At 74.2% G+C, this 23,596-nt stretch carries 21 protein-coding genes, 1 pseudogene and 1 riboswitch; of the genes and pseudogenes, 10 read left to right on the top strand and 12 right to left on the bottom strand.

What is annotated here, in order from left to right; all coding sequences use genetic code 11:
• A pseudogene (locus tag ACFV6D_RS10100) lies at positions 1-701 on the bottom strand (hypothetical protein); the annotation flags it as partial.
• Between the two features lie 315 nt (positions 702-1,016).
• Positions 1,017-1,164: riboswitch (TPP riboswitch) on the top strand.
• On the opposite strand from ACFV6D_RS10100, the gene ACFV6D_RS10095 reads away from it, so the two are divergent.
• The 4 genes from ACFV6D_RS10095 to ACFV6D_RS10080 all read left to right on the top strand — a co-directional run bounded on the left by ACFV6D_RS10095 (position 1,157) and on the right by ACFV6D_RS10080 (position 5,465).
• Complete coding sequence (locus ACFV6D_RS10095; protein ID WP_380559117.1) at positions 1,157-2,623, top strand: purine-cytosine permease family protein; 1,467 nt, start codon at positions 1,157-1,159, stop codon at positions 2,621-2,623. (Overlaps the previous riboswitch by 8 nt.)
• A 79-nt stretch (positions 2,624-2,702) precedes the next feature.
• Positions 2,703-3,527: a glycerophosphodiester phosphodiesterase family protein gene (locus tag ACFV6D_RS10090; protein WP_063348569.1), complete on the top strand. Its 825-nt coding sequence runs from the start codon at positions 2,703-2,705 to the stop codon at positions 3,525-3,527.
• A gap of 176 nt (positions 3,528-3,703) precedes the next feature.
• Positions 3,704-4,375, top strand: a complete 672-nt coding sequence (locus ACFV6D_RS10085) for an ATP-binding protein (RefSeq protein WP_347878539.1) — start codon at positions 3,704-3,706, stop codon at positions 4,373-4,375.
• 106 nt (positions 4,376-4,481) lie between these two features.
• A complete protein-coding gene (locus tag ACFV6D_RS10080; protein WP_063348567.1) occupies positions 4,482-5,465 on the top strand; it encodes a DUF5926 family protein in 984 nt (327 codons plus the stop codon).
• A 206-nt stretch (positions 5,466-5,671) separates the two neighbouring features.
• Here ACFV6D_RS10080 and ACFV6D_RS10075 read toward each other — a convergent pair whose 3' ends face one another.
• Positions 5,672-6,349 (bottom strand): bifunctional DNA primase/polymerase, encoded by a 678-nt coding sequence (locus ACFV6D_RS10075; RefSeq protein WP_380559115.1) that lies wholly within the window; start codon positions 6,347-6,349, stop codon positions 5,672-5,674.
• A 613-nt stretch (positions 6,350-6,962) separates the two neighbouring features.
• Here ACFV6D_RS10075 and ACFV6D_RS10070 point away from each other — a divergent pair.
• Together ACFV6D_RS10070 and ACFV6D_RS10065 are read left to right on the top strand one after the other, a co-directional pair.
• Complete coding sequence (locus ACFV6D_RS10070) at positions 6,963-8,399, top strand: PP2C family protein-serine/threonine phosphatase (protein WP_380559113.1); 1,437 nt, start codon at positions 6,963-6,965, stop codon at positions 8,397-8,399.
• A 136-nt stretch (positions 8,400-8,535) separates the two neighbouring features.
• Positions 8,536-10,035, top strand: a complete 1,500-nt coding sequence (locus tag ACFV6D_RS10065; protein ID WP_380429370.1) for an aminopeptidase P family protein — start codon at positions 8,536-8,538, stop codon at positions 10,033-10,035.
• Between the two features lie 52 nt (positions 10,036-10,087).
• Here the strand turns inward: ACFV6D_RS10065 and ACFV6D_RS10060 are convergent, their stop codons facing one another.
• Both ACFV6D_RS10060 and ACFV6D_RS10055 read right to left on the bottom strand, forming a co-directional pair.
• Positions 10,088-11,542, bottom strand: a complete 1,455-nt coding sequence (locus ACFV6D_RS10060) for a hypothetical protein (protein ID WP_380559111.1) — start codon at positions 11,540-11,542, stop codon at positions 10,088-10,090.
• Positions 11,539-12,213: an RNA polymerase sigma factor gene (locus tag ACFV6D_RS10055; protein WP_380559109.1), complete on the bottom strand. Its 675-nt coding sequence runs from the start codon at positions 12,211-12,213 to the stop codon at positions 11,539-11,541. Before ACFV6D_RS10055 ends, ACFV6D_RS10060 begins: the two co-directional genes overlap by 4 nt.
• 233 nt (positions 12,214-12,446) lie before the next feature.
• Here ACFV6D_RS10055 and ACFV6D_RS10050 point away from each other — a divergent pair, with 233 nt between their 5' ends.
• Positions 12,447-13,505, top strand: coding sequence for a helix-turn-helix domain-containing protein (locus ACFV6D_RS10050; protein WP_380339954.1), 1,059 nt, complete (start codon positions 12,447-12,449; stop codon positions 13,503-13,505).
• A 63-nt stretch (positions 13,506-13,568) separates the two neighbouring features.
• Here ACFV6D_RS10050 and ACFV6D_RS10045 read toward each other — a convergent pair whose 3' ends face one another.
• From ACFV6D_RS10045 to ACFV6D_RS10010, 8 genes are all read right to left on the bottom strand, one after another.
• On the bottom strand, positions 13,569-14,342 hold the full coding sequence (locus ACFV6D_RS10045; RefSeq protein WP_380339956.1) for a MerR family transcriptional regulator: 774 nt from the start codon (positions 14,340-14,342) through the stop codon (positions 13,569-13,571).
• 131 nt (positions 14,343-14,473) lie between these two features.
• Positions 14,474-15,700, bottom strand: a complete 1,227-nt coding sequence (locus ACFV6D_RS10040; protein ID WP_380559107.1) for a hypothetical protein — start codon at positions 15,698-15,700, stop codon at positions 14,474-14,476.
• A gap of 305 nt (positions 15,701-16,005) precedes the next feature.
• The gene (locus tag ACFV6D_RS10035; protein WP_380430667.1) at positions 16,006-17,205 is read right to left on the bottom strand and encodes an LPXTG cell wall anchor domain-containing protein; all 1,200 of its coding nucleotides are present in this window, start codon (positions 17,203-17,205) and stop codon (positions 16,006-16,008) included.
• Positions 17,206-17,553: 348 nt separating this feature from the next.
• Complete coding sequence (locus ACFV6D_RS10030; protein WP_063348561.1) at positions 17,554-18,132, bottom strand: flavodoxin family protein; 579 nt, start codon at positions 18,130-18,132, stop codon at positions 17,554-17,556.
• Between the two features lie 86 nt (positions 18,133-18,218).
• A complete protein-coding gene (locus ACFV6D_RS10025; RefSeq protein ID WP_380559105.1) occupies positions 18,219-19,103 on the bottom strand; it encodes an NAD(P)-dependent oxidoreductase in 885 nt (294 codons plus the stop codon).
• 89 nt (positions 19,104-19,192) lie between these two features.
• Entirely contained in the window at positions 19,193-19,606 is a 414-nt protein-coding gene (locus ACFV6D_RS10020) for a hypothetical protein (RefSeq protein ID WP_063348559.1), read from the bottom strand.
• 43 nt (positions 19,607-19,649) lie between these two features.
• Positions 19,650-20,066: a PPOX class F420-dependent oxidoreductase gene (locus ACFV6D_RS10015; protein ID WP_380559119.1), complete on the bottom strand. Its 417-nt coding sequence runs from the start codon at positions 20,064-20,066 to the stop codon at positions 19,650-19,652.
• Between the two features lie 72 nt (positions 20,067-20,138).
• The gene (locus tag ACFV6D_RS10010; protein ID WP_380559103.1) at positions 20,139-20,696 is read right to left on the bottom strand and encodes a heme-binding protein; all 558 of its coding nucleotides are present in this window, start codon (positions 20,694-20,696) and stop codon (positions 20,139-20,141) included.
• A gap of 314 nt (positions 20,697-21,010) precedes the next feature.
• On the opposite strand from ACFV6D_RS10010, the gene ACFV6D_RS10005 reads away from it, so the two are divergent.
• The 3 genes from ACFV6D_RS10005 to ACFV6D_RS09995 all read left to right on the top strand — a co-directional run bounded on the left by ACFV6D_RS10005 (position 21,011) and on the right by ACFV6D_RS09995 (position 23,356).
• On the top strand, positions 21,011-22,270 hold the full coding sequence (locus ACFV6D_RS10005; protein WP_380559101.1) for a sensor histidine kinase: 1,260 nt from the start codon (positions 21,011-21,013) through the stop codon (positions 22,268-22,270).
• A 100-nt stretch (positions 22,271-22,370) separates the two neighbouring features.
• Complete coding sequence (locus ACFV6D_RS10000; RefSeq protein WP_063348555.1) at positions 22,371-23,021, top strand: response regulator transcription factor; 651 nt, start codon at positions 22,371-22,373, stop codon at positions 23,019-23,021.
• A gap of 131 nt (positions 23,022-23,152) precedes the next feature.
• On the top strand, positions 23,153-23,356 hold the full coding sequence (locus ACFV6D_RS09995; protein ID WP_380559099.1) for a hypothetical protein: 204 nt from the start codon (positions 23,153-23,155) through the stop codon (positions 23,354-23,356).
• The last annotated feature ends 240 nt before the right edge of the window (positions 23,357-23,596 follow it).

The following is a 23,596-nucleotide window of genomic DNA, read 5'->3' as shown; positions in this document are numbered from 1 at the left end:
GGCGCGCGGGGCCCGCGGGGCGCGCGGGCCGGGTGCCGCGGGGGCCCGGCGGCGCCCCGCGGGCCCCGCCCCCCGCCGCCGGCGCGGGGGGGGGCCCCCCCCCCGCCGGGGGGCGGGCCGGCGCCGAACGGGTGGTGGCCGGGCGCGGGGTGCGCGGCGGGCGCGCCGGGGGCGGCCGGGGTGCCGTACGGGTCGTGCGGGCCGGCGGCGGGGACGCCGTGGGCCGGGGTGGCGTACGGGTTGGCACCCGGCGGCAGGGCCGGGCTCTCGGCGACGGGTGCGACAGGTGCGACGGGTGCCGCCGGCGCGGCCGGGACCGGCGGGGCGGGCGGCAGGACCGGCGGCGGCGCGTCGATGTAGCCGGTGGCGGCGTCGACCGGGGCGGCCGGCGCGTCGGCGACCGGCGCGGCCGGGGCCTGCGGGGCCGTCTCCGGCGCGGGGACCTTGGTGAAGGCCACGGTGGGCTGGTACCCGCCCTCGGCCGGAACACCATCGGTCGGCGCGCCTTCGGTCGGCGCGGCCTCAGCCGGTGCGGCCTCGGCGGCCGGCGCGGCCGCGGGCTCGGGGACCCGGCCGAAGGCCAGTGTCGGCTGGTGCCCGCCCGAGGCGTGGCCGTCGGAAGCGGGAACAGCCGCCGCCTGGCCGCCCGAGGGCTGCTCCCCCTGCGGCCCGGTGGGCCCAACCTCGCGCTCGGTGCTCACGAACGACCTCCATAGCTGACAGAACCAAGGACCATAGTTTTTCGTACTGCCGATTCGATTGCCGTAAGGACCCCTCTGAATAACTCATAAGAATCCTTAGCCGCCGCCGACAGCCGGGCCGCCGACCAGGCTGTCCTGCGCCGACGACCGAGCCGGCGACCGAGCCGACGAGCAACTCGACGGCCGAACCGACGACCGAACCGGCGACCAGGCCGACGACCGGAGGCTCCCCCACCTCCGCCGGACGTCCCGCGATGCGGGCCGCACACCCCGTGGCCTTGGCGTTCACCCCCGGGCCGGTTAGCCTGTCGCTCACAACTGACACGCGGGAGCTTGGACCGACCAGGCTGAGAGTGCGCTGGTCGACCGTACGCCACGGGATCGTGGGCGGACCGTCGAGGGGGCGCAGACCGCCGGAACCTGTCCGGGTAATGCCGGCGTAGGGAGTATCGGCCATGTCGCCTGCTTCGCCATCCTCTTCTTCGGGCGCGCCCGCGTCCAAGGGTTTCCCCGAACCGTCCCCGACCGCTCACGACGGTGACAGCGATGACAGCGGTCGCACGGGCCCCACCGACACGGCGACCGCCCTCCTGGACCGCCCGGAGCGTGCCGAGGCACCGCTCGTACTGGACACCGAGCCGCCGCGCACGCTGCGCTTCCGGGACCACTTCGCGCTCTGGATGAACCTGGGCGTCAGCCTGATCGGCTTCTCCACCGCCGCGACCGTGCTCGGCGCCAAGGGCAGCGAGCTGTCGCTGGCCGCCGCGGTGACCGCGATCGTGGCCGGCACCGTGGTCGGCACCGCGATGCTCGGCGTGGCCGCGCTGATCGGGGCCCGTACCGGTGCGCCCGCGATGGCGAACCTGCGCGGGCTGTTCGGCACCCGGCTGTCGTACGTCCCGACGGTGCTGAACATCGTCCAGTGCGTCGGCTGGGGCGTGTTCGAGCTGCTGACGATCGCGGCGGGCGCGCAGACCGTCGCCCACACCGACGGCTACCGCTGGCTGTTCGTGCTCCTGGCGGGCGCGCTGACCACCGCGCTGACCATCTGGCCGCTGGGCTCGATCGCGGTGCTGCGCCGCTTCGTGGCCGGTGCGGTCGCCGTCGCGATGGTGTACTTCACCGTCCAGTTGGGCCGCCAGGGGGTGCCCGACCCGGGCGCCGGCAACTGGCACGGCTTCCTGGGCGCCACCGACGCGATGATCGCGGTGTCGATCTCCTTCGTCCCGTTGGCCGCCGACTACACCCGGCACTCGCGCACCGCGCGCTCGGCGTTCTGGGGCAGCTTCTCCGGCTACACGATCGCCCAGGTCTGGTGCTACGTGCTCGGCCTGATGGCCCTGCTGCAGTCCGACGGCGACCCGAACAGGATCTTCGACTCCTTCCTCGGCGTCTGGGCCGGCTGGCTGTTCCTGCTGGTGCTGGTGCTGCGCGAGACGGACCAGTCCTTCGCCAACGTGTACTCGACCGCGATGTCGGTGCAGAACCTGCTGCCGAAGGTGGACCGCCGGGTGCTGACCGGCGGGATCGGCCTGCTGATCACCGTGCTGGCGCTGCAGATCGACAAGTTCACCGACACCTACACCAACTTCCTGGGCCTGATCGGCTCGGTCTTCGTGCCGCTGCTGGCGGTGCTGGCGGTGGACTACTTCTTCGGCGCCGGCCGGTACGGCTGGAACCTCTCCGCCGACGCGCCCTCGCGCCGCCTGATGCTGCTGCCGTGGGTGCTGGGCTTCGCGGTCTACCAGTTCATCGCGCCGACCGCGGTGGCCGGCTGGTGGACGGACTTCTGGACCTCCGCCCAGGACGCCCTGCACTTCACCCCGCAGGAGTGGACGTCGGCCTCGCTGTTCGCCTTCCTGGTGCCGGCCCTGGTCACCTGGGCGCTCACCCCGCTGACCCGCAGGGCGGCGCGGAGCTGACCGACCGGCACCGAAGACGGCCCCGCGGATTGGGGCCGTCTTCGCCTGCGCGTCACTTCCGCCGCCTATCGTGGGGCCCGTGACCAGCACAGACCCGTCCTCGACGGCGGCGCGCACCACGCCGCCCGTCCAGGTGATCGCCCACCGCGGTTCCTCGCACGCCCTGCCCGAGCACACCCTGGCGGCGTACCGGCGCGCGCTCGACGAGGGCGCGGACGCGGTCGAGTGCGACGTCCGGCTGACCGCCGACGGCGAGCTGGTCTGCGTGCACGACCGCCGGATCGGCCGGGTCTCCAACGGCCAGGGCACCGTCTCGGCGATGACGCTGGCCGAGCTGGAGGCGTACGACTTCGGCGCCTGGAAGACCGGCCGCCCCAGCACCGACCCCGAGCTGCGCGGCGTGCTGCGGCTGGAGCGGCTGCTGGAGCTGGTGGTGGACTGCGGCCGCCCGGTGGACCTGGCGATCGAGACCAAGCACCCGGTGCGCTACCGCGGCCGGGTGGAGGCCGAGCTGCTGCGGACGCTCGAACGCTTCAAGATCGGCGCGAGCCGGGAGGGCGAGCGCCCCTCGGCCCGGATCATGAGCTTCTCCTCGGTGGGGCTGGACCGGGTGGCGGCCTCGGCGCCGGAGTACCGGCGGGTGTTCCTGTTCGAACGGACCCTGCCGCTGGTCGGCCGGCTGCGCCCGGGCTCCCCGCTGCCGGGCGGGGCGCGGATCGCCGGGCCGGGCATCGACCTGGTGCGGGCCCGCCCGCAGCTGGTGACGCGGCTGCGCGAGCTGGGGCACGAGGTGCACGTGTGGACCGTGGACGAACCGGCCGACGTGGAACTGTGCCTGGAGCTCGGGGTGTCCGCGATCATCACCAACCGGCCCGCCGAGGTCCTGGCGCAGCTCGGGCGGTGATCCGCCGTCGGGCGGCGGGCCGCCCGCAAATCCACCCGCAAAGCCCGGACACAACCTGATCGTTCTGGTCGGCAGTCAAACCTTCCGGGCCCGTTATTGCCGGAATTCATGCACCGGGGCGACGCAGGGTGAGCACGGAATGACCTCAGGTCCACCCTCGGTCGCAATCGCTTGAAATGTCCTCGCGGGATCGTCCGGCGGTCGTTTCCGACGCATTACCAAGGGGCATCTCTCCCTCGGCATACGCTGAAGGAGGTCCGGGGGTGGCGTTGATGGTGGCGCGTGAAGTGCCGACTTCATCGACCATGGCAGTGCCGCACGGCCCGGCGAGTGTCGGGGTCGCACGGCGCCGACTGCGTCGAGATCTCGGCGACCGGCAGATACCGGAGCCGGTCATTGATGATGCCGTATTGATCCTTTCCGAACTGCTGAGCAACGCCTGTCGGTACGCCCGTCCGCTCGGCCCGCTGCGGGCCCTGGGGCGCGGCGCGCGGGCCGAGGTGGTGGACCAGCTGCTGGTCGGCGTCCCCTCCGGAACGCACCCCGCACCGGGCGGCCGGGAGCGCGAGGAGCACGGGAGCGGAACGGACGGCGGCGTGCTGGTCCGCTGGCAGCTGCACGCCGACGGCGTGCTCACCCTGGAGGTCACCGACGGCGGCGCGACCACCCGGCCGCTGCCCGCCGGCCCCTCGCTGACCTCGCGCGGCGGTCGCGGCCTGAACATCGTCGGCCAGCTGGCCAGCGACTGGGGCGTGCGCGACGCGCCCGGCGAGGTGACGGTCTGGGCGGCGCTGCCCGCCCGGGCCCGGCACGCCCGGCGCACCGGTGGTGACGCCCGCAGCGCCTGAACCGACGCGCGCCCCCCACCCGTCCGCCCGGCGCGTGCCCGCGCGCCGGGGGAACGTCAGTAGGCTGCCCGGAGCAAAGGACCACCGTTCCCGGGAGAGCCGCACCATGGGCAAGAAGGCCGCCAAGAAGGCGCCGCAGCGTCAGTCCACCACCGCCGTCACGGGCGAGGTCCCCGTGGTGGGGGCCCGCGAGAACTGCCCCTGCGGTTCGGGCCGCCGGTACAAGGCCTGTCACGGCCGGGAGGCCTCGCACGCGGTGCAGGAGCTGGTGCACCGCCCGTTCGAGGGCCTGGCGGGCGAGGCCGACTGGGTCGCGCTGCGCGAGCTGGTGCCCGCCGCCACGGTGCCGCTGACGCTGGCCGCCGGGGTGGCCGAGGGCGCCACCGGCGACGTCCCGTCGGTGACCCTGGCCACCGTGCTGCCGCTGGCCTGGCCGGCCCTGCGCCGCCAGGACGGCTCCATCCTGCTCGGCCTGCAGACCCAGTCCTCCTCCGGCGACCTCAGCCGCGACCTCGCGGACGCCCTGGAGCTGGCGCTGGCCACCGAGCCGGGCAACCCGGTGCCGTCCCGCCGGACCGAGGCGGGCGGACGCCGGCTCCAGGACCTGCTGGACGTCAACGCCGCGTTCACGCCCGCCGTGCACACCGGCTTCGAGTTCTGGCTGGAGGACGCCGAGACCGCGACCGGCGAGGTCGCCGCCTCCCTGGAGCGCGCCAACGCCTCGGCCATCCCGACCGAGAAGCTGGCGAGCGCCGACGCCGCCTACTGGTGCGGCACCCCCGACAAGAACCACCTGCGCTGGGTGATGACCGTGCCCGAGGAGCGGCTGCTGGACGCGCTGGCCCGGTTGAGCGCCGCCGACCAGTCCTCGCTCGGCCCGGACACCCGCCTGGTCGGCTCGTTCCGCGCGCACGGCCTGACCGTCCCGGTCTGGGACCTCCCGCTCGCCATGACCGCCGCCGACTGCGAGAAGCCGGCCGCCGAGTTCGCCGAGCGGCTGGCCTCGGTGCTCGCCGACGAGACCCCGTTGACCGCCGAGGAGCGGCGCGCCCGCGCGAACCTGGTGAACCGTCAGGTCACCTTGAACTAAAGCGCCCGGGATCCGGGTGATACGCGTCACATTGTCGCCATGAAGCCGCAATTTCCGGGCGGGCAGGGCCTCTTGGAAATTGGCGCGGGCGCGGATCCTTGTTACTGTCTAAAGAGTCCGGCCGCTGGTGCATCCCCCGTCGCCAGCGGCCGGATCTTTTGTTTTCCGCAGGGCCCCGACGAGCGGCCCGGGAACGGACCGGCGGATCAGTACGCCGAGCGACCGCTGCCCAACCGGACCGTCGCCTCCACCAACTCGCCCAGCAGCGGCCCGACCTGCGGCAGCCACACCCCGCCGTCGGCGTCCGGGCACGGGGCCAGCACCCAGCGCACCCGGCCGGCCGCCCCGCCGGGCGGCAGCGGCAGGAAGCCGTCCACCCCGTGGTAGCGCAACGAGCCTGGCACCCAAGGGAGTTGAGCGAGCATCTCGCCGAGCGCGTCCAGCGAGTACGGGGCCACCAGCAGCGCGTACCGGCCCGGCATCGCCAGCACCGGACCGAGCGGCAGCCGCAGCGCGCCCAGGTAGACCAGCGCCCGGGCGCCGGCCGCCGCCGGCAGGCTGACCGCCGAGACCACCGAACCGGTGGCGGCCAGCACCGGAGCGTCCGGGCTCTGCCGCTCCCACCACCAGCGCACCATCCGGGCGTCCGTGGTGGCGGCCAGCAGCGACGGGTCGTGCGGGTGCGCGCCCGGCACGACGCAGTCCTGGTCGCCGCAGGAGCACTGGCCGCCGCGCAGAACGGCCCCCGGCACCACGGGCCAGCGGTGGTCGACGGCGGCCGTCAGGGCCGCGGCGAGCCGGGCAGGGCGCTGACGTGCGACGTCGTCCTGGACGGGGTGGTGGGGAGTGGCGGGCGGACACGGATCTTTCGGGTTCTCACGCATGGCGCTCGTTCCTTTCCCTGACCGCTCGGTTCGCTCCGGCCCGTCGGCACCGCCGGGACTCGTCACGCGGACCCGCGGTGGCACGGCCCCGGCGGCGCGAAGGGGGGCGGGCGGCATGGCGGGCGGCGTGGCGACGACGTGGATCACGGTGTGGAGCACGACATGAGAAGGGCCGCGCACTGAAACAGCCCCTGGAACGAGAATCCCGTATGCGACCGGATGGACGCCGCCCGGGCGCGCTTGGTTCCACCGTACGAGTGAGAGACTTCCGGCCAGCCCGGGTCCCGGGCGGCGCGGGCATACGATCCGGACGGCCGCCGGGTCCGTCCCCTCCGTTCTGCCCGCTCCCGGTCCCCTCCATGCCTCCCGACCGGACCGGCGCGCGGCCAGGCCGTACGCGCCCCCCGACCGGGTCTCGCGGATGTGGAACAGGCCACCGCGTCGTCCTGGATCTGGACATGCCCCAAATGGCCTGTGTAGAAGTGGTGGCATTGCTGTCGATCAATGACGAGTAGTAGCGAATCGAGGCGAAACGCGCCCTTTGGCCGTCATCGCTCCACACCGGCCGTACCTGGGGGTTCCGCATGGCACGTAGCACGTCAGGAGTGGCGGCATGACCGAGTCCCACCCGTCGTCGTCGACACCCTCCGAGCCGGGCGAGCCCGGCAGCGCCGGCGGGCTGACCGTCCTCGACCCACCGGGCTTCCCCGGCCCCGCCGACGCGCAGGACAGCGCGGCGGACGTCCGCACGGCACCGGCCGCCGGGGTGCAGGACCGTTTGGCCGGACGACTGTCCGATTTCACCAGCCTGCACCGGCACACCGAACAGCTCGCCCGCGCCCGCGGCCTCGCCGCCACCCTGGACACCGTCCTCGCCTCCGGCGCCGCCCTGCTCGGCGCCCGCCGCGGCGTCCTGGTCACCCGGATGCCCGGCGGCAGGCCCGGCCAGCCCGTCGGCCTCGGCCTCGACCGCGCCAGCCTCGGCGCGCTGGAGACCGTCCCGCCCGAGCAGAGCCTGCTCGCCAGGCTGCTGCGCGAACAGGACCGGCCCGAACGGCTGCACTCCCCCGACCTCGCCGAGGACCCGGCCACCGGCGCCCGGCTGCGCGAACTCGCCGCCCAGCTCGGCCTCGGCGGCTGCTACGGCCTGCCGCTCGCCACCGAGGAGGACGGCCCGCTCGCCGCCGCCCTCTGGTTCTACGACGAACCCGCCGAACCCACCGAGCGCCAGCGCGAGCTCGCCCACCGCTACGCCGGGATCGCCGCCCCGCTGCTCGCCAAGCAGCTGGAGGCGGACAAGGTCCGGCGCACCACCGAGGCGCTGCGCCGCGGCCTGCTGCCCGACCGGCTCCCCCAGCCCGCCGGCCTGCGGCTGGCCGCCCGGATCCTCCCGGCCGGCCTGGACCGCTCCTGCGGCAGCGACTGGTACGACGCCATCCCGCTGCCGGACGGCACCGTCGGCCTCACCGTCGGCTCCGTCTCCGGCGACGGCCCCGGCGCGGGCCCCGGCTCCGCCCCCGGCGCGGCCGCCGCGATGGGCAGGATCCGGGCCGCGCTGCGCGCCTACGCCGTCCTGGAGGGCGAGGACCCGGTGTCCGTCCTCGGCGACCTGGAACTGCTGCTCAAGACCACCGAGCCGGCCCGCACCGCCACCGCCGTCTACGCCTGGGTGGAACCCGAGGAGCGCCGGATCACTCTGGCCGGCGCCGGCCACTGCCCGCCCGTCCTGGTCGGCCGGCACGGCGCCGAGTTCGTGGAGACCTCGCTCTCCGCCCCGCTCGGCATGCTGGCCTGCTGGGAGGCCCCCGGCGTCGAGCTCACCGCCGACCGCGGCGACACCCTGCTGCTCTACACCGAGGGGCTGGCCCGCCGCTGCGGCCCGACCCTGCACGCCGGCCAGGCCAACCTGCGCCGGGCCGCCGCCGACGCCCCGCGCGACGTGCGGATCGACCCGGACCGGCTCTGCGCCCACCTGCTGGCCGTCTGCCCCGACCCCGAGCCCGGACCGGCCACCGACGACCTGCTGCTGCTCGCGGCCCGCTTCGAATAGCCGCCCCGAACAGTCGTCCCGACCCCGAACGGGCGAGCGGCCGGGCGTCCGTACCATGGACGCACGGCCGCCCGCGCGTGTCGCGATCCGACACTCCCCCGAGGGGCGGCGGTACCACCCCAAGGAGGCGTTACACGTGACCGAGGACCGCACGCCCGCAGTGGCCGAGAACCCCGAAGCCGACGGCGGCGACGAGCCGCAGCAGTTCAAGGGCCGCAAGAACGGCCTGTACGGCGAGGTCTCCGACGAGCTGGCCGCCTCGATGAAGACCGGCTGGGCCGACACCGACCTGCACGGCCTCGTCCCGGTCGCCCAGGCCCCGTACGCGGCCGAGCGTCGCGCCCGGCTCTCCGCCGCCTACCCCGGCGAGCGGCTGGTCGTCCCGGCCGGCAACCTGCGGGTGCGCTCCAACGACACCGACTACAGCTTCCGCGCCTCCAGCGAGTACGTGCACCTCACCGGCGACCAGACCGAGGACGCCGTGCTCGTCGCCGAGCCCACCGGCGACGCCGGCCACGAGTTCGCCCTCTACCTGCTGCCCCGCTCCGACCGCGAGAACGGCGAGTTCTGGCTGGACGGCTACGGCGAGCTGTGGGTCGGCCGCCGCAACAGCCTGGGCGAGCAGGAGCAGCTGCTCGGCCTGCCGGCGCGCGACGTGCGCAAGGCCGCCGAGGAACTGGCCGGGCGCGCCAAGGACTCCGCGGTGCCCACCCGGATCGTCCGCGGCTACGACGCCGGCCTGGAGGACACCCTGGCCGACGTGCTGGACGCCGACCGGGACGCCGAATTCAAGGAGTTCCTGAGCGGCCTGCGGCTGGTCAAGGACGAGTGGGAGGTCGGCGAGCTGCGCGCCGCCTGCGACGCCACCGTCAAGGGCTTCACCGATGTGGTCCGCGAGCTCGGCCAGGCCGTCGCCACCTCCGAGCGCTGGATCGAGGGCACCTTCTGGCGCCGCGCCCGGGTCGATGGCAACGACGTCGGCTACGGCACCATCGCCGCCGCCGGCCCGCACGCCACCACGCTGCACTGGGTCCGCAACGACGGCGACGTCCGCCCCGGCGAGCTGCTGCTGCTGGACGCCGGCGTGGAGACCCACACCCTCTACACCGCCGACGTCACCCGCACCCTGCCGATCGACGGCCGCTTCAACGACCTCCAGCGCAAGATCTACGACGCCGTGTACGACGCCCAGGAGGCCGGCATCGCCGCGGTGAAGCCCGGCGCCCGCTTCCGCGACTTCCACGACGCCTCGCAGCGCGTGCTCGCCGAACGCCTGCTCGCCTGGGGCCTGCTGGACGCCTCGGCCTACGACGTCGAGAAGGTCCTGGAGCTGGGCCTCCAGCGCCGCTGGACCCTGCACGGCACCGGCCACATGCTCGGCCTCGACGTCCACGACTGCGCCCACTCCCGCCGCGAGGAGCACGCCGACGCGCTGCTGGTGCCCGGCATGGTCCTCACCGTCGAGCCCGGCCTGTACTTCCAGCAGGACGACCTGACCGTGCCGCAGGAGTACCGCGGCATCGGCGTCCGGATCGAGGACGACATCCTGGTCACCGCCGACGGCAACGAGAACCTCTCGGCCGGCCTGCCGCGCCGCGCCGACGAGGTCGAGGCCTGGATGGCCTCGCTGGCCTGATCCACCCTCCGAGGGCCCGGCCTCCCCGCGGTGGGGAGGCCGGGCCCTCGTGTCACTTGGTGACCTTGACGGAGATCTTCTTCTCGCCGAGCACGGTCAGCTTGCTTCCGTTGTACGGAAGCGTCACCTGCGCCGAGACCGGCATGTCCCCCGGGCCGTTCCCGGCGCCCAGGGTCAGCCGGTAGGTGACCTTCCTGGTCTGCCCCGGGGCCAGGGAGAACAGCGACGCCTGGTCCGCCACCGCGTAGCCCATGTCGCTGCCCGGCCCCATCGGCGCCGGCCGCCAGGTGTCACCGTCCTGACGCTCCAGCTTGCCGTCGTTGGGCCCCTGTACGACCTGCACCGGCGGCGAACCCGGGTAGGGCTCCGTGACGACCAGCGGCTGCAACCGGCCGTAGGTGTTCTGGCTGGTGTTCCGGAAGGTCACCGAGAAGGTGACGGCCGAACTCCCCGCCGTCAGCTGCTGACCGGCCGCCAGGCCGTCGAAGCTCACCGCGATGTCGTTCCGGTTGGCCTCCGTGGGCGGCGCCTGGCGGCCGCTCAGGTCGAGGGTGTTGACGATCGTCATCAGTCCGGGCTGGTAGTCGGCCTTGAGGCCGATCGCCGCGACGGACACGAAGTCCTTCGGCAGGGCCCACATCTGGGCCGTGAAGGCGTCGCCACCGCAGTTGATCTGCCACTGCGACTTGCGTGCGGCACGGCCTGCCACGGTGGGTGTGCTCCTGGTCGGGCCGACACTGTCGATCTGTCCGCTCCTGGCGAGCGTGGGGGAGTAGGACCACGCCGGGCACCAGGGCTGCGTGGACCAACCGCTGTCGGAATCCAGGTCGGGCAGCCTCGGCCAGGACTCCGACTCCTGGTCCAGGACCGTCAAGAGCACGCCGTGCGGCAGGCAGTCCCCGGCCGACGCGTCCTGCGGAGCACTCGGGCTCAGGATGCAGAGGCTGTTGGCGGCAGGATCCGGATTGACGGCCCGCCAGCCCGGCGGGATCTTGAACTTGACGCCCCGGAAGGGGTACGTCGTCCCGGCCGGCGCGGTGGTGGCCGGGGTGGTGGCGGGGGTGGTGGGCGGCGCCGTCGTCCGGGTGCCGACCGACGTCGGGTCGGAGAGCGGGGCCCCGGTCTCCGGGTCGGCGGCGGGACTGCCGGTGTCCGGCGAGGGGGCCGTGGGGGTCGGGGCGGCCGTCGGTTCGGGGGTCGGGCTCGGCGAGGTCGTCGTGGTGGCGGCCGGCGGGGGGACGTCCTTCCTGGCCAGCGGGTCGCCGTGGAAGGTGAGCAGGCCGATCGCCAGGGAGGCGGCCAGCGCGAAGACCGGCACGGCGGTCAGGTACACCGGGCGCAAGCGCCGCACCCGGCCGCGCGGCGGTTGCGCCGGGCGCAGGTCGTGCGCGGTGATCAGCGAGGTGCGGGCGTTCATCGCCTCGCGCAGCAGCCGTTCGGTCGCCGTCTCGGCCGGCCCGTCACCGTCTCGGCCTCCGCTCTCGCGGCCGGGGAGCTTGTCGGTCATCGAACCTTCTCCAGATGCTTTTCCAAGGCGTCCAGGGCCCGGCTGGCGGTGGACTTCACGGCGCCCCGGGACAGCCCCAGGGTCTCGGCGATCTGCGCCTCCGACAGGTCGGACCAGTAGCGCAGCACCAGCACCTCGCGCTGGCGGGGGGTCAGCTCCTGCATGGCCGCGAGCACCCGCCGGTGCTCGTCGTTGAGCACCGCGTGGTCCTCCGCGGAGGCGGCGTCGGGCTCGTGCGGCGGGACGTACTCGCGGGCGGTCTTCCGGCGGCGCAGCACCGACCGGGCGCCGTTGACCACCGCGGTGCGCAGGTACCCGAGCGCATTGTCCAGGTCGTCCAGGTGCTCGCCGTACCGCTGGTAGAGCTGGGTGAAGGCCTCCTGGACGACGTCCTCGGCCAGGTCCTGGTGGTCGACCAGGAGGACGGCCATCCGCACCAGGCCCAGCCGGTGGGCGTGGTACAGGTCGGTCAGGGTGGGCCGGTCCTCCGCGGGCCTGCGCCCGCCGCGCAGCAGCCGGAAGCCGGAACGGCGCTGCGCCGCCTGCTCGTCACCCGGACCGGCGGGCACCTCGTCGGCCTCCTGCGCGCCGAACAGCACGGCGACCACTCCGCGAACGGAGAAACCGCGCCCCCTCGTCGGCCCGGCGATCGGCCCGATGGCCATGGACATGCGCGTTTCCGCTTTCCCCCGGGACGGTGGCGGCTCTCGCCGGACCGTCAGGACTCCTGATCAAGATCGTGATCGGGGAGATCCTGACAGCCGCCCTCGGCCCGCCCCTCTCCGCCCCCGTACCAATGGACGTGTGACCGGGGTGGAGGTTGCAGGTGGATTCGAGCAGATTCCCGGCCGGCCGGAACGGCTACACTCACCGCCATCCCGCCACCCGTCAGCAGGGGGTCCGCATGACCGAGCAGCACGTCGAGGGCCCGGTCGGCACCGGGCCGGGCCCGGTGCCCGTCGCCATCGGCACCCGCCCGGAGCCGGTGCACCACGTCGCGGTGTACGCCTTCGCGGGCATGGCGCCCTTCGAACTCGGCGTGGTGGTGGAGGTGTTCGGGCTGGCCCGGCCCGAACTGGGCGGCCTGCTGGCAGCGCCCTGGTACGGGCTGAAGGTGTGCGCCGACCGGCCCGGGACGGCGCTGGACGCGGTGGGCGGGTTCGCGCTGACCGCCCGGCACGGACTGGACGAACTGGCCTCGGCCGACACCGTGGTGGTCCCCGGGGTGCCGAACGCGTTCAGCGGCGCGGTCTCCCCCGGGCTGGTCACCGCGCTGCGGACGGCGCACGAGCGCGGCGCCCGGATCGTCTCGATCTGCTCGGGCGCCTTCGCGCTGGCCGCCGCCGGACTGCTCGACGGGCAGGAGGCGACCACCCACTGGCGGTACGCCGACCTGCTCCAGCAGCGCCACCCGGACGTGCGGGTCAACCCGGACGTGCTGTACGTCGACAACGGGAACGTGCTCACCAGCGCGGGCAGCGCCGCCGGGATCGACCTCTGCCTGCACCTGGTCCGCCGCGACCACGGCGCCAAGGTCGCCAACAGCGTGGCCCGCCGCTTCGTGGTGGCGCCGCACCGGGACGGCGGGCAGGCCCAGTTCATCGAGGCCGCCGTCCGCCCGGTCGAGGAGGAGGACGACGGGGTCGCCCGCAGCATGCAGTGGGCGATGGGCCACCTGGCGTCCCCGCTGACCGTCCCGCTGCTGGCCCGCGCCGCCCGGATGTCGGACCGCTCGTACCTGCGGCACTTCACGGCCCGCAACGGCACCAGCCCGATGCGCTGGGTCGTCACCCAGCGCATCGCGGCCAGCCTGCCGTTGCTGGAGTCACCGGAGGGGACGGTGGAGGAGATCGCGGCGGCGGTCGGCTTCGAGAGCGCCGCGACCTTCCGCCACCACTTCGGCCGGGTGATGCGCACCTCCCCGACCGCCTACCGGCGCTCCTTCGGGCGCGGGGTCGCGTAGCCCCCCCGGCCACGCGGCCCGGCGTCCGGCGTCCGGCGTCCGGCGTCCGGCGTCCGGCGGCGACTATGCCTTCTCGTGCCGGTCCGCGTTGGCGAGGATGGCGTCGTGCAGCCACTGCGCCAGGCCCGGGGCGAGGTTCTCGTAGGTGGTGGTCCACCGCGGGTCGGAGACGTACAGCCCGGCCAGGCCGCGGTGGATGGTGAACGTGCAGTCGTAGAAGTTCTGGCAGATGTGCTGCCGGTGCGCCTCGGCGAGGTCCGTGGCGGCGGCGCCGTCGGCGGGTTCGCCGGCGGCGAGCGCCTCGACCAGGCGGGTGTTGAGGTCGGCCATCTCCGTCTGGATCCGCTGCCAGTCGGCCTTGTCGTAGCCGCCGGTGCGGCGCTGCGACTCGGCCCAGGCCGCGGTGTCGCCCCAGCGCTGTTCGGCCTCCTGCTCCCACTCCTCCTGGTAGCCCTCGCCGAAGATCTCGAACTTCTCCTCCGGGCTCAGCTGAATGCCCATTCTTCGTGCCTCCATGGCGTGTTCGACGGCTGTGGCGAGGTCCTGGAGGTGCCTGATCCGGTCGGTCAGCAGTCGGTGCTGCCGCCGGAGGTGCTCGCTCGGGCTGACCGAGTCGTCGTCCAGGATCGCCGCGATCTCTTCCAGGGGGAACCCGAGTTCGCGGTAGAAGAGGATCTGCTGCAACCGGTCGAGGTCGGCGTCCTGGTAGCGGCGGTAGCCGGTCCGGGTGCGGCCCGCGGGGGACAACAGGCCGATCTCGTCGTAGTGGTGCAGGGTGCGGACGGTCACCTTGGCGATCTTGGCCACGGCGCCGACCGAGTAGCCCTCGCTGCTCATCCGGGTTCTCCCTTCGTGCTGACCACCAGCCTCCGCTCTCACGCCGCGTGAGGGTCAAGCCGTCCTCGGAAGGGAGGGCACCGACGCCGTGACTGCGCCCGTGCCTGTGCCTGTGCCTGTGCCTGTGCCGGTCAGGCTCCGGTGCCGGTCAGGACGCGCTCACGCCGCCGGGAGGAACGGCGCCGCCCCTCGCCGTCCGCCGGGGACCGCGGGCGGCGCGTCTGCTGGGTGGGCCAGAACAGCACGTACGCGGCGGAGACCACCACGAAGGCCAGCCGGACGAAGCCGCGGCCCGCGTCGGACGGGATGAACAGCGTCCCGCCGTACAGCGCCGCCAGCGCTATCCAGCTCCACCACGGGACGAGCCGCTTCTGCCCGACCGCGTCCCAGAGCAGGGTGCCGAGCAGGATCGAGGCCGTGTAGTAGGTGTAGACGCTCGGGTCGAGCAGGATCCGGGCGTCCGCACCGAGCAGCACCACGGCCGGCCAGCGGCCGCGCCAGACCGCGATGGTGCCGAGGCCGAGGCCGAGGGCGAACTGGGTCGGACGGTCCCACCAGGGGGTGGCCGGGTCGGTCACCCCGAACCAGCGCAGTGCGGAGGCCGGCTGGTTGGGGATGGTGAACTTGGCGGCGGCCAGGGTGTCCAGATTGCCCAGGTAGAAGGGCAGCCAGGCGATCGCCACCAGTCCGACGAACCAGAGCGCGCTGCGCAGCCAGGCGGGCCTGGGCAGCGCCAGGATCAGCGGGGCGAAGGCGATCGCCCAGGGCTTGGAGTCCACCGCCAGCGCCAGGTAGACGCCGACCATGGTGGGTTTGCCGCGGGCCAGGGCGTGCACGGCGAGGGTGGTGAAGAACAGCGCCAGGACGTCGTCCAGGTGCGCGAAGCGGACCGAGACCTCGACCCACATCGGGATGAACGCCAGCCCGGCGATCAGCAGGCGCTGCTGGAGCCGGCGGTGGTTGGTGCCGGTGCCCAGGTAGTACAGGGCGGCGGTGCGACCGATCAGGACGAGCATCACCAGGCCGAGCCCGGACATCGCCGCCTCGGCGATCAGCTGGCCGGTGTGGGCCGAGAACGGGGCCGTGAGCCGGGCCACGGCCAGGCTGACCGGGCCGATCTGCAGTTCCGGGTGGTGGGCGTAGAGCGCCAGCCCGCCGTCCGGGTGGTCGCTGAAGAGCAGCTGCTCGCCCTGGCGCAGGTAGTGCCAGGAGAAGCCTCCGCTGGGCTCGACCAGGAAGAACCAGAGCACCGTCCAGGCCACCAGCAGAACGTGGTGCCTGCGCAGCGGCAGCCCCGCGATCCGCCCGGTCGCCGACTCGTAGTCGGTGGCCGTCCGTGCCGTGCGTGATTCCCGCACCTGTCCCTCTCCCCGCCGGTTCCGCCCCCCTCCGGCCGGACATCCTATGTGACGGAGGCGTCCCGCCCGCGCCCCCCCCGGGGTCCGGGGTAAGGCGGGCCGGGCGGCCCGGGGGGGGGTGAGGCGGGGACCGCCACCGGGGGGAGGCGGGGGGTCCCCCCCCCCCCCGCCCGCAAACCTTTGGCGCGGGGGGGCCCCCCCCGGCCCCGCCCGGCGGCCGGCCTACGGCCGGGCGGGGGGCCGCGGGCGGTTGTCAGGCGGGTACCGCCTCGGTGTGACGGCTGGAGCGCGCCCTGCGGCCGCGGTCAGCCCTGCTGGGCCGACTTGCGGCGGCGCAGCGCCACGAGGGTGCCGACACCGGCGAGCAGCACGGCGCCGCCGGCCACGGCGATGGCGGTGGTGTCGTCACCGCCACCGGTCTGGGCCAGGGCCTTGTCGCCGTTGTCGGCGGCGGCCTTGGCCTTGGTGACGGCGGCCGGGGTGAGCGGCGGCGGGGTGAGGGTCGGGACGGCCACCGGGAAGTCGATCGGGCCGGCGGTGTCGCCGTTGCCGTCGGCCGGGGCCGGGGCGGAGGTCGACGCGGAGGCGGAGCCGGACGGCTCGCCCGTGGTCGGGGTGGTCGGGGTGGTCGGCGGGACCGAGGGCGACGGCGTGGTCGGTTCGGCGCTCGGGGTGGCCGAAGTGGAGGTGGTGGCCGTGGCCGTGGCCGTGGCGGTCGGCGACGTGCTCGCGGTCGCCGAGTGGGAGGGCGTCGGCGAGGTGGAGGTGGTCGGCGAGTGGGAGGCCGTCGGCGAGGTGCTCGCGGTCGGGCTGGGCTTGCCGGTGTGGGTCGGGGTGATGGTCGGGCTCGGCTTTCCGCCGCCGCCCGCCTTGATCACGAAGCCCGCGCCGCGGACGCCGTCGCAGCTGAGGTGGCCCCCGTCGACCGGCGCGTGGGTCTCGTCGTCGAGCTCGGCGGAGAACACCACCGGGACGACGCCGGCCCGGCCGAGCGGCGCCTCCGAGGCGAAGGAGACCCGGACCTTGATCGAGAAGCTCTTGCCACGGTTCACGACGAGCAGGTCGTCGTCGGTGGGGTTGCCGTCCTGGCCGAGGGCGCCGAGCAGGGTGAGGACGGACTTGTCCTTGTCCTCGCCGCCGTCGGCGGCGACCGAACCGGTCTGCCACTGGCCGCCGGGCAGCTGGTACTGGACCTTGAGGTCCTTCGCCTTGAGCGAGCCCGCCTTGTTCTTGAACTTGAGCAGCGGGAGGAAGAGGAAGTCGTGCTTCGTCGAGTTGTCGATCTTGAAGGTGAAGTCGCGGGCGTCGCCGCCGGCGATGAAGGTGCCGGGCACGCCGTTCACCGAGAGGTCGAGGCTCTGGTGGGAGGCCTTGCCGGCCGCCTGGGCGGCGGCGGACGGGGAACCGGTGGTGCCGACGGCCATGGCGCCCTGGGCGCCGGACAGCACGAGCGAGGACGCGAGCGCGGCGACGCCGGCAAGGGCAAGACTGCGACGTATGGACAAGGGAGACCTCACGGAAGAGTCCGGGCGAGGCCCGGGGCGCGGCGGGGCGGGCGGCCGTGGACGCCTCGAACCCCTCGCGAAGCTTGAAAGTCCGACGGAGATTACCGAAGGATCCGGCCACTCCGGAAGGCGGGTGTCACGCTGGGGACCGCTCACGGGACGGGAGTGCCCGAATCGCCCAATTCCGTCCTGCGGTAAGGCTTTTGCTCTTTGCCGAAAGATGACCGGAGAGTGACGGGTACACGCCCGGAGGACCGTATCGCACGGCCTCACGTGGCGTGAAGCGATCGGTTGTGTGAACGTCCGGTGAGCGCCCGTGTGAGCGCCCGCGGGAACGGGTGCGCGGGCTCAGCCCGTGAAGAAGGACTTGGCCGCGATCAGCGCCCGCTCGTCGCGCAGCACGTCCCCGGGGCGGGTGCCGTTGCCGAGCAGCGCGCCGCCCCAGCGCATCCCCATGTACTCGGCCGTCAGCCGGAGCGTGCCGATCAGCGGTTCGGCCTTGTCGTCCTCGGTGGCGAGGGCGGTGACGCCCCAGATGGTGCCGCCGCGCATCCGGGCACGGAAGTCCGCCCCGGGCTGCCGGAGCCAGGACGACCAGTGGTCGAGGTAGAGCTTCGCGCTGGTCGGCAGCGAGTACCAGTACAGCGGTGCGACGAAGACCAGGTCGGTGGCCGCCGACGTGGCGTCCAGCAAGGTCCGTTCATGGCCGACCGGCTCGGGGTAGCGGCCGTCCCCGACGTGCCGCAGGTCCTCGAAGGGCGGCAGCGGGTGCTCGCTCAGCCGCAGCCAGCGCTGCTCCGACCCGGCCGGCAGGCTCGCCTCGGCGGCCAGCCGGGCGAGTTGCTCGGAGTTGCCGCCGGCACGCGAACTGGCGTCGAGGAACAGAAAGGTGCGCGGCGCCTCGGCGCCCGCCGGCTGGTCGGCCATCGGAACTCCCCCGGTCGGTGGTGCGGATGGAGGTGCGAGCACCCCCCGCACCCCGGTTATTCCACGTCCGGGGCCCGGGAGTTCACTCAGGCGGGCAGGCCGGCCCGGCGCCGGGCGACGGCCGCGACGGCCGCCCAGTCCTTGTCCGCGTCGCCGTGGGCCAGCGCGTCCAGGAAGGCGTCCCGCAGGATGCCGCCGAACGGGAGCGGGACGTTCCGCGCGGCCCCGGCCTCCAGGGCCAGGCCGACGTCCTTGAGTCCCAGCGGCAGCCTGAACCCGGCCGGCTCGTAGCGGCGTTCGGCCACCATCGCCCCGTAGCCGGAGTAGACCGGCCCCGGGAACAGCGTGCCGGTGAGCATCTCGACCAGGTCGGTCGGCCGGACGCCGTGGGCCTCGGCCAGGCTGCACGCCTCGGCCATCGACTCGATCGCGCAGGCCAGCAGGAAGTTGGTGCTGATCTTGGCGGTGTTGGCCTGTCGCGGGCTCGTACCGAAGTGCCAGGTGCGCTCCCCCATCGCGGCGAACAGCGGCTCCGCGCGGGCCAGCAGCTCCGGCGCGCCGGCGGTCAGGATGTTCAACCGGCCGGCCGCCGCGACCGGCGGACGGCCGAGGACCGGGGCGGCCAGGTAGCCGATGCCGTGCTCGGTGTGCAGCGCCTCGGCGCGCTCGGCGAGCCCGACGGAGATGCTGGCCATGTTGACGTGCAGGGTCGTCGCGGCGCCCGTGAGCAGGGCGGGGTCGAGCAGCAGCCGTTCGACCGCCTCGTCGTTGGCGAGCATGGAGACCACGGTGTCGGCGGCGTACACCTCGGCGAGCGTGCCGGCCGCCTCGGCGCCCTCGGCCACCAGGGCGGCCACCGGCTCGGGCGAGCGGTTCCAGACCCGGACGGCGTGGCCGGCCCGCAGCAGGCTGCCGGCCATGCCCCGCCCCATCGCACCCAGCCCCACGAAGCCGATCGTCGCCCCGGCCATCGCACACTCCCGTCGCCGTCACCGCCACCGTCACCGCACTGCGGATGACTGTACGTCAGGAGACGGTGGCCCCTGCGTACTGGACGGACTCACGCGCAGGCGCGCTCCGGCAGCCGGACGCGGCCGCGCTCCAGTTCGGTGACCACCCGGTGGCTCAGCAGCTCGTACTGGGCCTGGAGCCGGCCGGGGCGGGCCGGGCGGGCGACCGGACGGCCGGGGCTGACCAGTTCGTCCGGCCCGAACTGCTCGCGGGTGAGGTCGATCTCGATGCCGGTGGCGAAGCGGTTCCACCAGTGCAGATCCGTCCGGATCCCGCCGACGTGCACCTCGCCCATCATCAGCTCGCCGCCCAGCAGGTCGTGCACCACCATCGCCGTCACCCCGCACTGGCCGCGGGCGGGATTGTCGGGACGCCAGTGGGCCAGATCCTCGGGCGCACAGGTGTCGACACCCCAGGAGGAGCGGATCGCACGTTCGATGTCGTTGAGGGTCCACGCCGTCATACCGGGAAGCCTGCCATGCACCACTGACAGTGGCACCGGCTTTTCAGAGGGCCACCCCGTGTTCTGCGGAGACCTTCTCGATCTTCACCCGAACGAGCAGTTCCCCCGGCACGCCGTTCCGGGCCCCGTACTGCTCCGCGACGTCCTCCCCCATGTACCGGGTGGCGATCCGGGTGGCCCAGGCGCGCACCTCGGCCAGGTCCTCGCTCAGCCGGGCGGTGCCCTGCACGAGGACGTACGCAAAGGGCGGCCGGTCGTCGTCCACGCAGATCATCACCCGGCCGTCGCGGGCCAGGGTGCGGCCCTTGACGGTGCCCGCACCGGTGTTGAAGACGAGCTCGTCGCCGTCCAGCAGGAACCAGACCGGCGCGACGTGCGGGCGGCCGTCGGCCCGGGTGGTGGCGAGCTTGGCGGTGCGGGTGCCCTCGGAGAGGAAAGCCCGCCACTGGTCATCGGTCATCGTCGGCATACCGCCCATCCTGGCCGGTCGGCCCGCCCCGCGCATCAGGGGACGGGCCGACCGGCCAGGGGGTCACTTCGCCAGTGCGGCGACACCCGCCTGCGCGAACTGCTCGTCCAGGTCGCCGCTCGGCGCGCCCGCGACACCGATCGCCGCGACCGGGGCGCCCTTGGACTGCACCGGGGCGCCGCCGGCCAGGAACAGCGTGCCCGGGATGTCCTTGAGGGTCGGGGCCTGGGCCAGTCGCTTGGTCAGCTCCGAGGTCGGCGCGTTCCAGGAGACCGCCGTGAACGCCTTGCGCTGCGCCGACTCCGGGGACTGCGGGCCGGCGCCGTCGCCCTTGAGCAGCACCCGGGTGACGCCGTCCCGGTCGACGACCGCGACCGAGACGTGCTGGCCGGCCTTGGCCGCCGCGTCCAGGGTCGCCTGGGCGGCGCGGGTCGCGGCGTCGAGGGTCAGACCGGTGCTCTGGGCGAGGTTCTTGTTCTGGGTGTCGACCTTCACCGCGGCCGACGCGGCCGGGGTCTCGGAGGTCTCGGCGCTGGCCGAGACGGCGCCCACGGTGGCGGCGAGCGCGGCGGCGGCGAGGGTGCCGGTCAGCACCCGGGTGCGCCCGGAGATCTTCTTCATGGTCCAGCTCCTCAGCGGATCGGCGAACGGGATCGGGGCCGCCGGGCGGCAGGGGGTCCGCCCGGCTCCACCTCGATCCTCCGGCCGGGGCGGGGCCCGCCACATCGACGCTCCGGCGCGACCGCGCGGGCATGATGGAGGACAACCCCGTCAACCGATCGGCTGATGCGGGACCGGGACGGCCGGGCCACCATCGAGGGATCGGTGCAGGTCGGTGCGCCGGGCGCACCGGGCGCACCGTCGAGGCGGCCGGTGCCCGCCGGGGTGCCGATCGCCTGCCAGGTGCCGACCGCCCGTCCAGCCAGGAGCCACCCGTGCAGCAGCCCCGCCCCGCCGCCGGTCACGACGCCGGCGACCCGGACGCGGGCCGCCTGGCGGTACTGCTCGACTCCGCCTTCCTGCTGCTGCTCGCCGCCTCGCTCAGCCGCTACCTCACCCACCACCCCGGCAACCCCCGGATCCCCTGGGTGATCGGGCTGAGCATCGCCCTCGCCCTCGCCCAGCCGGCCGGCTCCTGGCTCGCGCACCGCCACCCGCCACCTCCACTGTCACCAGTGCCCGCGCCCGGGGCTGACGCTTCGCCCGACAGACGGGTTCCGCGTCGGCGCCGGTGGCCGCTGGCGCTGGTGGTCGCGCTCTGGGTGGTGCTGGTGCTGCTCGCGCCGAGCTTCGCCTGGTGCGCCGTCCCGCTGATCTACACCGCGCTGCGCACGCTCCCCGCCCGGGCGGCGATCCCGCTGGTGGCGGCCCTGACGCTGCTGGTGGTGATCGCCGAGCTCCGGCTGGCCGGCGGGGCGGACGCCACCCTCGTCCTGCTGCCGTTCGCGGTAACCGCGCTCGCCACCGGCGTGTTCCTGTTCATGGACCGGCAGGACGCCCGGCAGCGCGCCCTGATCACCGACCTGGTCCGCACCCGGCGCGAACTCGCCGCCACCGAACGGCGGCAGGGCACCCACGCGGAGCGCGAGCGGCTGGCCATGGAGATCCACGACACCCTGGCCCAGGGGCTGTCCAGCCAGCAGATGCTGTTGCAGGCCGCCGAGCGCACCTGGGACACCGAGCCGACGACCGCCCGCGCCCACGTCCGGACCGCCGCCGAGGTGGCGGCCCGCAACCTGGCCGAGGCCCGCCGCTTCGTCCACGACCTCGCGCCGGCCGAACTCGCCGACGGCCGTCCGCTCGACCAGGCGCTGCGCGCGCTCGCCGGGCGGGAGGCCGCCGAGAGCGGTCTGCCGGTCCGCTTCCACCTGGACGGCACGCCCGTCCCGCTGCCCGCCGCCGCGCAGTCCGCGCTGCTGCGGATCGCCCAGGGCGCGCTGGCCAACGTCCGGGAGCACGCCGGAGCGTCGGCCGCGGCGATCACCCTGTCCTACCTGGGCGACCAGGCCGTCCTGGACGTCGCCGACGACGGGCAGGGCTTCGACCCTGGCGCGGTCGGGGCGGCCGGCGGCCGCGGGTACGGGCTGCCCGCGATGCGCGCCCGGCTGCGGCAGTTCGGTGGCACCCTGACCGTGGAGAGCACCCCCGGCGAGGGCACCGTCGTCTCCGCCGCGATCCCCCTGGAGCACCGATGAGCGAACGAACCGGACCCGCCCCCGACCGGCGCGCGGGGTGCGACGGGCGCTCCTGGTGCTCCTGGTGCTCCTGCCGCGATGGGCTCGGCGGGGTGGCCGCATGAGCACCACCGGCTCCCCCACCGACGCCCCCGTCCGGCTGCTGGTCTGCGACGACCACGCGGTGGTCCGGGCCGGCCTGCTGGCACTGCTCGCCAGCGCGGGCGACATCGCAGTGGTCGGCGAGGCCAGCACCGGGGAGGAGGCGGTCGCGCTGGCCGCCCGGCTGGCGCCGCAGGTGGTGCTGATGGACCTCCAACTCGGCGACGGCATCGACGGGGTGGAGGCCACCCGCCGGATCACCGCCACCCCGGGCGGCCCGCACGTGCTCGTGCTCACCACCTACGACACCGACGCCGACATCACCCGGGCGATCGCCGCGGGCGCCACCGGCTACCTGCTGAAGGCCGAGCGGCCGGAGGAGTTGTTCGCCGCCGTGCACGCCGCCGCCCGGGGCCGCACGGTGCTCTCGCCGCCGGTCGCCTCCCGGGTGATGGCACAGATGCGGGCGCCCGCACCGCAGCTCACCGAGCGCGAGCAGGACATCCTCGCGCAGCTGGGGCAGGGGCTGGGCAACCGGGAGATCGCCCGGGCGCTGTTCATCAGCGAGGCCACCGTGAAGACCCATCTCGGCCGGATCTACGACAAGTTGGGGGTGGACACCCGGGCCGGCGCGGTGGCCGTGGCCAAGGAGCGCCGACTGCTGCGCTGACGGGCGCTCACGTACGCCGGGCCCGGCCCGTCGGCGAACTCACTCCGCATCAGCCTGCCGGAGCACCACCGGACGCATCCGCTGCGCTCAGCGCTCGCGTGGTGTCACTGCGTGCTGCCATGATGCTCGGAATGTCGGATTCCAGCACGGCCCACGCCCGGCCCGCCGCCCGTACCGGCGCCCGCCGCGCGCCCGCCGAAGGGCCACCGGGCGCCTTGTCGGGCCTCAATCCGCTGGTCCAGCGCCTGGCGGAACCTTCCGGACCGACCATCACGTTTGTGGATTTTTCGTGGATCTCGCTATTGACAAACCAACCACGCGGTTTGTTAACGTGATACCAACGACGTCCCCGGGGGTGGGGGCTCGCCGGGGCCTGTGCGGACCGCTCTCGCCGGAGGGTGCTGCCAGGGGGGAACGGCGGGGCTGCCGGGGAGTCGGGGGGAGCGGCAGCGCGAAGCCGCGCGACGAGGCGGTGGGGGGGGGGGGAAGTGGTGGGAAACCCACACCCCCCCCCCAGGGGCGGACCCCAACCCCATCAACACCACCAAACAGATAGAAGCGGCATAAGAGCATAA

This window comes from Kitasatospora sp. NPDC059812 (assembly GCF_042732075.1).
In the GTDB taxonomy this organism is placed as follows: domain Bacteria; phylum Actinomycetota; class Actinomycetes; order Streptomycetales; family Streptomycetaceae; genus Kitasatospora.
The sequence above is the reverse complement of the archived record's forward strand: the minus strand, read 5'-3'. Positions and strand labels throughout refer to the sequence as shown.